This is a genomic window from Helicobacter pylori (assembly GCF_021062735.1).
GTDB lineage: Bacteria > Campylobacterota > Campylobacteria > Campylobacterales > Helicobacteraceae > Helicobacter > Helicobacter pylori_DN.
This window is the reverse complement of the sequence record NZ_JAHXLB010000023.1, coordinates 1-9277: the sequence shown is the minus strand read 5'-3', so window position 1 is coordinate 9277 and position 9277 is coordinate 1. Positions and strand designations below refer to the sequence as shown.

The window sequence follows — 9277 nt, the reverse complement described above, 5'->3', positions numbered from 1 at the left end:
CCGCTCAGCATGGCATTGAACTAGGTTTTAAAATCCCTACGATCAACACAAGCTACTATTCTTTCATGGGCTCCAAACTAGAATACAGAAGGATGTATAGCCTTTTCCTCAATTATGTGTTTGCTTACTAAAAACCCTCTTTAAAAAAGGGGTTTATTTAAAAACGCTTAAAAGCATTTTTTAAATTAAGCAAATAAAGAGAGCTTATCTCTTATAATCGCTCTCAAGCTGTAAAATTAAAGTGATCAAAACCCTATTTTTGCAATCATTAAAGAAAAATTTTTAAAGATTATCACTCTTTTTTGATAAAGTAATCATTTAAAATTTAGGGAGTTTTTTATGGAAGAATCAACAGCGTTCATTTTGGCTCTTGTGGGGCTATTCACCGGCATCACCGCCGGGTTTTTTGGTATTGGTGGGGGGGAGATTGTCGTCCCTAGCGCGATTTTTGCCCATTTTAGCTATAGCCATGCAGTGGGTATTTCGCTCATGCAAATGCTTTTTTCTTCAGTGGTCGGCTCTATCATCAATTACAAAAAGGGCTTATTAGATTTGAGAGAAGGCTCATTTGCCGCGCTTGGAGGTCTAATGGGGGCGATTTTAGGGAGCTTTATTTTAAAAATCATTGACGATAAAATTTTAATGGGCGTGTTTGTGGTGGTGGTGTGCTACACCTTTATCAAATACGCATTTTCTAGCAACAAAAAGCCAGAGCATTTTGAAGAAATGCATTTTGATTTGCATGCGAATAACAAAACGCCCGAAAAAAAGCGTGCAATCCCCTTTGTGTCTATGGATAGAACGCATGGGGTTTTGATGCTCGCCGGTTTTGTTACCGGCATCTTTTCTATCCCGCTAGGCATGGGCGGGGGGATTTTAATGGTGCCGTTTTTGGGCTATTTTTTGAAATACGATTCTAAAAAAATCGTGCCTTTGGGGCTATTTTTTGTGGTGTTCGCTTCTTTATCTGGGGTCATCTCTCTTTATAACGGGAGGGTTCTTGATAATATAAGCGTTCAAGCGGGGGTGATTACCGGCATTGGAGCGTTTTTAGGGGTGGGCATTGGCATCAAGCTTATCGCTTTGGCTAATGAAAAGGTGCATAAAATCCTGTTGCTCCTCATTTATGCTTTAAGCATTTTAGCGACTTTACACAAGCTCATTATGGGGTAAAAATCTAAAAACGCTCAAGTGCATTTTTAAAGATGAAACAGCAAAAGAGCTTGATTTTAATCAAAAGATAGCTTTTTAAAAAGTTTTAATTATCCAAGCAGAAATCCCAAATATCTTTAGTGTTTGGGATGAATGCCGCTAATTTGTAGTATAATACCCCCATACATTTGTATCTAGCACAGGAAGTGTGCAAAGTTACGCCTTTATAAGATATGATGCGTGAGACCTGTAGGGAATGCGTTGGAGATCAAACTCTGTAAAATCCCTATGATTAGGGACACAGAGTGAGAACCAAACTTTCCCCCAACATCAGCCGAGGAAGCCCAATCGCTTTAGCGTTTGGGCACTTCACTTATCCCTATTTAATGAAAACACAAAAAATACATTTTTTAAATCATTTCTTTTAAGGGATAAAAACCATTTTATAGGGGTTGTTTTTTTTCAATAAAAATAGTTAAAAAACAATCAGTGGGCGTATTTTAGCGTTTTTAAAATAACCCATAAGACAACCCAAACGCTTAAACCCCCTATTTTAACCCCCCTTAGGGGGCTTAGTCATTACCCCTTAATGCGACTTTTTATCATTGATGTATTTTTTCAATTCACCCCTTTTGATATAAGGGATAAACTCGCCATAGCCCTCTTTTTCCATGTCTTTTAAGGGGATAAACCTTAAAGCCGCGCTGTTGATGCAATACCTTAAGCCCCCTAATTCTTTAGGCCCATCGTTAAACACATGCCCTAAATGCGCCTTACCAATACGGCTCAACACTTCAATGCGTTTCCTGTTAAGGCTCTCATCGTCTTCGTATTTCACCACATCTTTATTGATGGGCTTAGAAAAGCTTGGCCACCCGCAACCGGAGTCGTATTTATCCGCTGAAGAAAATAACGGCTCGCCTGTGGTAATATCCACATAAATACCCTCTTCTTCTTTGTTATAATACTCATTTTCAAAAGGTTTCTCAGTGTGTTTGTTTTGCGTAACCTCATACTGGAGTTTGGTGAGTTTTTTCTTTAAAACTTCATCGCTGGGTTTGGTGTATTTATCGCTATCTACAATCACTTCATCCGCCTTTTTCAAATCAATATGGCAATAACCACCGGGGTGTTTTTTCAAATAATCCTGGTGGTATTCTTCAGCCCTCACATAATTTTTTAACGGCTCCACTTCAATGGCGATTTTGCCTTTCACTTCTTTTTGCAACGCTTTTAAAGCGTTGTCTATCACTTCCTTATCCGCGCTATTGACATAATAAATCCCTGTGCGATACTGCCTGCCCACATCATTACCCTGCTTGTTCACGCTCACCGGATCAATCACCTTAAAATAGTAACGCAACAACTTGTCCAAACTGATTTTTTTAGGATCATAAACCACTTTCACGCTTTCAGCATGATCGCTCTCATGCAACTTTTCATAATTCGTGCTTGAAGTCTTGCCGTTAGCGTAACCAGAGCTTGCGTCTATGACGCCATAAATCCTCTCCATATACGCCTCTAGCCCCCAAAAACACCCCCCAGCTAAGTAAATCACTCTTTCATCGGTTTTGGGAAGTTTAGATCCCATGTTTTCATTCGCTTGCATAATTGCTCCTATCGCTAAAAAAAGATAAAAATTTTTCAAATAAGATAATACCTTCATTGAATAACCTTTGTTTTAATTTTAATGGTGTTTGCCATTATAACTAAAAAAAATGGTAGTTGTTCTTTAAATTGAGTTTAAATTTTAATAAGGCTTTGTTCTATTAGGTAACAAAAGTTAAAATCACATCCATTCAACAATCTTGCCTACCGCATTGGCTTCATAGCATTTGATAGAGGTTTTTTGACTGGGTTTTTTAGGCAAAATGGCTTTTAAAAAGCCGTAATTTTCCATTTCTTTCAATCTAGCGTTCAAATTAGAGGCTTCTAAAATCCTGCCATTCAAACTCACTTCGCCCAAAAACGCCGTTTTATTGTCAATTTTTCTGTTTTTAAAGCTTGAAAGGATACTGGCAATCACCGCTAAATCGCAAGCCGGCTCGCTAATCTTAATGCCTCCGCTCACATTGATAAACACATCATGGCGGTTTAAGGGAATCTCTAATTTTTTTTCTAACAAAGCGATGAGCATGTTAAGGCGGTTGGTGTCAAACCCGTTCGCTAATCGTTTGGGCGCTCCAAAACTGCACTCGCTCACCAACGCCTGAATCTCTAAAATCAACGCTCTTGAGCCTTCTAAAGTGATGGTAATCGCACTCCCCTCCATAGGCTCTTCTTTAGAAAAAAACAAGCTTGAAACTTCTTTAGCGCTCACCAAACCCTGCTCTTTCATCTCAAACAAGCCGATTTCACTCGTAGGGCCAAAGCGGTTTTTAAAACTCCTTAAAATCCTTAGTTCCCTACTGGGATCGCCCTCAAAATACAGCACGCTATCTACCATATGCTCTAGCACTCTAGGCCCTGCAATACTCCCTTCTTTAGTGATATGACCGATGATAAAAATAGCAATATCTCTTGTTTTGGCTAAACGCATGAGCTCAAAAGTGATCTCTCGCACTTGCGAAATAGAGCCGGGCGCTGAAGAAATCTCTGGCGAATAAAGCGTTTGAATGGAATCAATCACGCAAGCAAAATAATTTTCGCTTTCTATATTAGCCTTAATCACAGGCCAATTGATTTCATTGAGCAGATACAATTCTTTTTCTATGCAATCTAGTCTAGTGGCACGCATTTTAATCTGGCTCAAGCTCTCTTCCCCGCTCACATACAAAACCTTTTGCTGGTTTTTGGCTAAGCCAGAAGCCACTTTTAAAAGCAGAGTGGATTTCCCCACCCCAGGACTCCCCCCCACTAAATACAACCCCCCTTTAGCGATCCCCCCACCTAAAACAATATCCAATTCGCTTTGAGTGGAAGAAAACTTGATCACTTCTTCATGTTCAATTGCAGCGATAGAAACGCTTTTTTGCGCTTTTGGGAGCGGGTTTTTAAGCGTGTTTAAAACTTCCTTTTGGGTTTGGTTCAATTCTATAAAACTCTCCCATGCGTTGCATTGAACGCACTTTCCTAGCCACTTAGGGCTTGTAAAACCGCAATGCTGACACTCAAATAAGGAAGTTTTTTTAGCCAAAATACCACTCTTTTTTAAAATCACACAGCTAAATACTAGATAAAAATGGGGTTTGGTTTTGTTCTATAGCAAAACTCTTAAAGCTAAACTCAAAACAAGTTAAAAAATTATCAAGCGCCATTTTGCTCTATTTTTCTTAAAGCCTTTAAAATATAGCGTTTGATATAAGATCCCACGCTTTCTTCTTCTTCGTTAGCCATTTTCTCTAGTTTTTGGTATTGTTCATCAGAAAAATACAAGCTTACAGCGCGAGTTTTTTTATTAGCGTCTGCTTTTGGTTTGCGCCCTAGTTTATTTTTAGTGCCCCTTAAGCGAGTTTCATCTGTGTTTTCTGTCGTTTCCATCAAGTTCCTTCAATCATCATCGCAAATCGCTTCAAAATAGCATATTAGCATAAAAGTAGCGTATAATGAATAATGTTGCAAGCGCTAATCGTTCCTCATTCTTGAGTTTATTAGCGCTTCGCTTAAAAAAGGCCTCCACCCCCTAAAAAGTTCAAATCAAATCGGTAACACCCTGATACTGCGATCCAATAATTCCTGCAAGGCGTTTTCAATGGCAAATAAAGTCCCGGTAGTTGCGCTCATGCACCCATCGCATGCCCCCATGTAGCGGATATACACATCAATGTAATCATCGCTTTCTTTAATGTCTAAAATCTCTAAATCCCCCCCATCCATCATAAGCATAGCGCGGATATTTTCATCAATGACTTTATCCACCGCTTTAATCTTTTGAACCATAGTCATTTCCCTAAAAGCCAATTCCCCGCTTTGGGATTTATTCGCAGCGGCTTTAAGTTTTTCAGCTTCCATTTCTTCGCGCACTTCTTTAAGAATATCCACCAAGTAATAATCCCTTTTTTCATGCCCTCCAGGCCTCACACAGCTTTTACAAAAAGCGCCGGCTTTGGTGTAGTTAGTGATTTCTTCAACGCTTTTTAAATCATTGAGCCTAATCACTTCTTTAATCGTGCCTAAACTCACCCTAGCACACTCGCACACGATGATTTCTTCTTCAAAATCTTCAGCGTTTTTCCCCAAATACATGCCGGCAGCTTTTTTGATCACATCATACGCCATCACCGAGCAGTGCATTTTTTGCCCAGGCACAGCCGGCGTGTCTGGATCGTCTCTTAAGCCTCTTTCCACATCTAAATTCGTGATTTTTACCGCATCTTGGACTCTTTTATTCAAACACAATTCTACCATCATGTCTGAGCTTGCGATCGCTGTTCCGCAACCAAAGCTTTTAAACTTCGCGTCAACAATTCTATCCGTGCTTTCATCTACAAGCCAATACAATCTCACCGCATCACCGCATGCCTCTGCGCCATAATCCGCCACAATGAGCTTAGCGTTTTTGGCTTTAGCCTGCTCTTCGGTGATGACCCCTAAATGCGTAGGGTTATCCATGCGCCTTTGAACTTCTTTAGAATACGCGTCCCAGAGAACCGAACCCACTAAATCATGTTTTGCCATTTTGATTCCTTTATATTCTTTTTAATAAGAGCTTGAAATGTTTCTCAATCTTGTAGCCGCTTGAGAGAAAACTTCAATCGTTTTATCAATTTCAGCTTCCGTGTTAAAACGGCTTAATGAAAGCCTGATAGCGGTATGAGCTAATTCCTTACTCGCTCCAATCGCTACCATGACAGGATTAGCCTCTAAATCCTCACTCGCGCACGCGCTCCCTGTGGAAGCGGCGATATTAGAACGATTTAAATCCCACAGCATGGCCTCTCCTTCAATCCCTCTCACGCTGATTAAAGTCGTGTTAGGCACACGATGGATTCGATCCCCCACCACCATCACATCAGGGATTTTCAAAAGCGCTTCTTCTAATTTGTCGCGCAATTTCCCTACCACTTCTTTTTCATAGTCTAAATGCTCTACGGCTAATTTCATCGCTTCGCCCATTCCCACAATATAAGGCACATTCAAAGTCCCGCTGCGCCTGCCATTCATATGCTCCCCGCCATGAAAAAGAGGGGTCAATCCCACCCCACTTCTAATATACAACCCCCCAATGCCTTTAGGCCCATGAAACTTGTGCGCGCTAAAAGAAAGGAAATCCGCATTCGCTTTTAACACATCTACAGGGATTTTACCAATCGCTTGCACGGCATCGGTATGGAACAACACGCCCTTTTCTTTACAAATAGCCCCAATTTCTTCAATAGGGAAAATGAGACCGGTTTCATTATTCGCCCACATCACGCTCACTAGAGCGGTTTTTTCTGTGATCGCTTCTTTGACTTGATCGGCGGTGATACTCCCATGCTCATTAATGGGCAAGTAAGTAACCTCCACCCCCAAGCTTTCTAAAAAATTGCAAGTGGATCGCACCGCCGGATGCTCTGCAACCGTGGTTATAATATGGTTTTTGCCTTTTTTCAAGCATTCATCAAAATACACACCCTTTAAAACCCAATTATTGCTTTCTGTCGCGCAAGAAGTGATGATCACATCATCTATATCCCTAGCGTTAATGCCCTTATAAAGCTTATCTAAAGCTTCTGCAATGGCTGGGTGGGTTTCTGTGCCAAACTGGTGCAACGAGCTAGGATTCCCGTAATGATCCCTTAAAAACGGATCCATGATCTCTTTGACTTTAGGGTCAATCCTAGTCGTAGCGTTATTGTCTAAATAAATTCGTTGTAACAAGGTTAATATTCTCCTCAAAAATTTTACATAGATTTTCTTATCTAAGTCTAAATTATGATTAAATACAAGATATTTTCTTAATTTTAACTTAAAATAAGATGAATTTTTGAAAACATTTTGAGAAATGCGAACACCCCCCTATCAAAAACCAACAACAGCCACTACCAATCCGCTTAAGGCTTTTTAAGGGGTCTCCCACGCCTGTCTTTTAAAGCGTCTATCCCCCCTTGTTGGTAACGCTTCTCCCACACATAGAGTTTTTGCAATTGTTTCGCTACTTCTTTTTTAGTGGGTTTAATGCCCCTAAGGTTATAAAGAGCGGTAATGATAATAGGCTTTGGGATATTAAACCTTTGGATAAATTCCAAACAATCTTTTTTGAGCTGGGAGTCTTGCTTGTTTTTAGTAATATCCACATGGCTTAAATATTGCAACACATAAAGGCGTTTTTCTTCATCTTCTTGCGCGATTTCTGGGGCTAACTCCATCCCTTGACTAACGCCTTTAAAAAACTTATTTGAAGCCTCTTGGGTAGAATAAACGCTCAAATAAGTTTCTAGTAAAGAAATCACTCTTTTTTGCTGTTCCAATAGTGCGTCTATCTTGGCGCTCAAACGATTTATTTTACTTTCCATGCGTTCAATGGTAACTAGTAAAAATAAATAACTATTTAATCATTAAAAATGATTATTCTAATATCATGCTCCAAATTAAGATGTATTTTTAGGATCATGCTACAATAAGAAAACACAAAACGATTTCAAAGAAAAAGGTCTTAAAATGAAAACTTTTGAAGTGATGATTCAAACCGATTCGCAAGGGTATTTGGACGCTAAATTTGGCGGTAACGCCCCTAGAGGGTTTCTCAACCCAAACGGCTTACCCACTTATTCGCCTAAAATCTCATGGCAAAAAATGGAAGGCGCTCAAAGCTATGCGTTAGAACTCATCGATCATGACGCACAAAAAGTGTGCGGCATGTCGTTTGTCCATTGGGTCGTGGGCAATATTTCTTACAATGTTTTAGAAGAAAACGCTTCCATGATGGATAAAAGGATTGTTCAAGGGGTCAATTCGCTCACTCAAGGCTTCATCCGTTCTCCTCTCAATGAAAGCGAAAAACAACGCTCCAATCTCAATAACAGCGTCTATATCGGCCCCATGCCCCCTAATGGCGATCACCATTACTTAATTCAAGTGTATGCCCTAGACATTCCTAAACTCGCTTTAAAAGCCCCTTTTTTCTTAGGCGATTTGCATGACAAAATGCGCAACCATATCATCGCCATAGGGAGAAAGGAATTTTTATACAAGCAGTTTGTGAGGAAATAGGCTACATGCTTGTAGCTATTCTTTCGCTAAATTGAATTTTTGATACATCTCTAAAATTCTCTTTTCATCTAGCATGCTTTCTTCAATCTTTGTGCCTATCAAATCGGCATGGTGTTTTTTAAATTCTTTTAAAGGGATTAAATCATTATCAACAATAGCGTTTCGCCTCTTTTTAGCTAAAGGGAAGTGCCATTGCATGAGTTCTTTATCCTTAATATGGTATTTATCTTTAAGCTTTAAAATTTCATAAACCTCACCATTGTGTTGCCAAATTTCAAAAGGCTCACGATCGTTATAAAACAGCCATTGATCTCCCCAAGCGTCTAAAAACCCAAAATCCCCATCATTACGAACAAACACTTCAAAATCCTGCACCACAAAATTAATGCGCGAATACATCACAACCTCTTTAATATTCTTAGGGATATAAAAACTTTCATAAAGCTTTTTAGCGTCATAGATATGATCGCAATCAATTTTTACTACCCACTCATTTTTAGGGATAAAAGAAAGCGTATAATTAGAGTAATGATAAAGTTGGTGCCACAAACTCGGGCAATCCTTTAGCATGACTTCATAAGGATAGCTGATAGGGATAAATGAGGGGAACTTTTTGCAAAACTCTAAAATCACTTCTTTAGAGCCATCATCGCAATCATTAAAACCAATGACCCCTCTTTGAATGGCAGGAAGCATAGAAAACAAACTCTCTTCTAAAGTAACGATTTCATTTTTAACTCTAATAAAAGCCCATGGGTTTAGAGGACTTTTAGGGTTTTGACTTTTTTTATCGTAGTCAAAATAACCTGAATGCGTGGGATTGGGTAGAGTTAAAGTGGGATGGATAACCCCATCTTCTAAATGCCCCCCCATAATTATAATTAAGAGAACTATTTTTATAAATACTCTTATTGCGTTCAATGAAACTTTCATTATTTAAATTTAAAGAAGCGATAGCTAAAAACACGCTTTCTTGATGGTCATGGTTGAA

10 protein-coding genes and 1 pseudogene are annotated in these 9277 nt (G+C 39.4%); 3 read left to right on the top strand and 8 right to left on the bottom strand.

Annotation, left to right across the window (positions count from 1 at the left end; all coding sequences use genetic code 11):
- Nucleotides 1–131, top strand: a 131-nt coding sequence (locus KX581_RS07760; protein WP_231175901.1) for an outer membrane beta-barrel protein, incomplete at its 5' end; no start/stop codon positions are given.
- 208 nt (nt 132–339) lie between these two features.
- Nucleotides 340–1173 (top strand): sulfite exporter TauE/SafE family protein, encoded by an 834-nt coding sequence (locus KX581_RS07755; RefSeq protein WP_120980247.1) that lies wholly within the window; start codon nt 340–342, stop codon nt 1171–1173.
- Nucleotides 1174–1738: 565 nt separating this feature from the next.
- On the opposite strand, the gene msrB is transcribed toward KX581_RS07755, so the two are convergent.
- The 6 genes from msrB to KX581_RS07725 form a co-directional block, all read right to left on the bottom strand.
- The gene (gene msrB / locus KX581_RS07750) at nt 1739–2818 is read right to left on the bottom strand and encodes a peptide-methionine (R)-S-oxide reductase MsrB (protein WP_120873315.1); all 1080 of its coding nucleotides are present in this window, start codon (nt 2816–2818) and stop codon (nt 1739–1741) included.
- 123 nt (nt 2819–2941) lie between these two features.
- The gene (gene radA, locus KX581_RS07745) at nt 2942–4288 is read right to left on the bottom strand and encodes a DNA repair protein RadA (protein ID WP_231176045.1); all 1347 of its coding nucleotides are present in this window, start codon (nt 4286–4288) and stop codon (nt 2942–2944) included.
- A 110-nt stretch (nt 4289–4398) separates the two neighbouring features.
- The gene (locus tag KX581_RS07740; RefSeq protein ID WP_000450349.1) at nt 4399–4632 is read right to left on the bottom strand and encodes a ribbon-helix-helix domain-containing protein; all 234 of its coding nucleotides are present in this window, start codon (nt 4630–4632) and stop codon (nt 4399–4401) included.
- A 156-nt stretch (nt 4633–4788) separates the two neighbouring features.
- The gene (locus KX581_RS07735; RefSeq protein WP_001052000.1) at nt 4789–5769 is read right to left on the bottom strand and encodes an iron-sulfur cluster assembly scaffold protein NifU; all 981 of its coding nucleotides are present in this window, start codon (nt 5767–5769) and stop codon (nt 4789–4791) included.
- 21 nt (nt 5770–5790) lie between these two features.
- On the bottom strand, nt 5791–6954 hold the full coding sequence (locus tag KX581_RS07730) for a NifS family cysteine desulfurase (RefSeq protein WP_015085446.1): 1164 nt from the start codon (nt 6952–6954) through the stop codon (nt 5791–5793).
- 173 nt (nt 6955–7127) lie between these two features.
- Nucleotides 7128–7589 carry a helix-turn-helix domain-containing protein gene (locus KX581_RS07725; RefSeq protein WP_231176044.1) on the bottom strand — a complete coding sequence of 154 codons (462 nt, stop codon included), beginning with the start codon at nt 7587–7589 and terminating at the stop codon, nt 7128–7130.
- Nucleotides 7590–7734: 145 nt separating this feature from the next.
- On the opposite strand from KX581_RS07725, the gene KX581_RS07720 reads away from it, so the two are divergent.
- On the top strand, nt 7735–8286 hold the full coding sequence (locus tag KX581_RS07720; RefSeq protein WP_231176043.1) for a YbhB/YbcL family Raf kinase inhibitor-like protein: 552 nt from the start codon (nt 7735–7737) through the stop codon (nt 8284–8286).
- Nucleotides 8287–8301: 15 nt separating this feature from the next.
- On the opposite strand, the gene KX581_RS07715 is transcribed toward KX581_RS07720, so the two are convergent.
- Nucleotides 8302–9162, bottom strand: coding sequence for a beta-1,4-N-acetylgalactosamyltransferase (locus tag KX581_RS07715; protein ID WP_231176046.1), 861 nt, complete (start codon nt 9160–9162; stop codon nt 8302–8304).
- A pseudogene (locus tag KX581_RS07710) lies at nt 9083–9277 on the bottom strand (hypothetical protein); the annotation flags it as partial. The pseudogene KX581_RS07710 and the gene KX581_RS07715, both read right to left, overlap by 80 nt.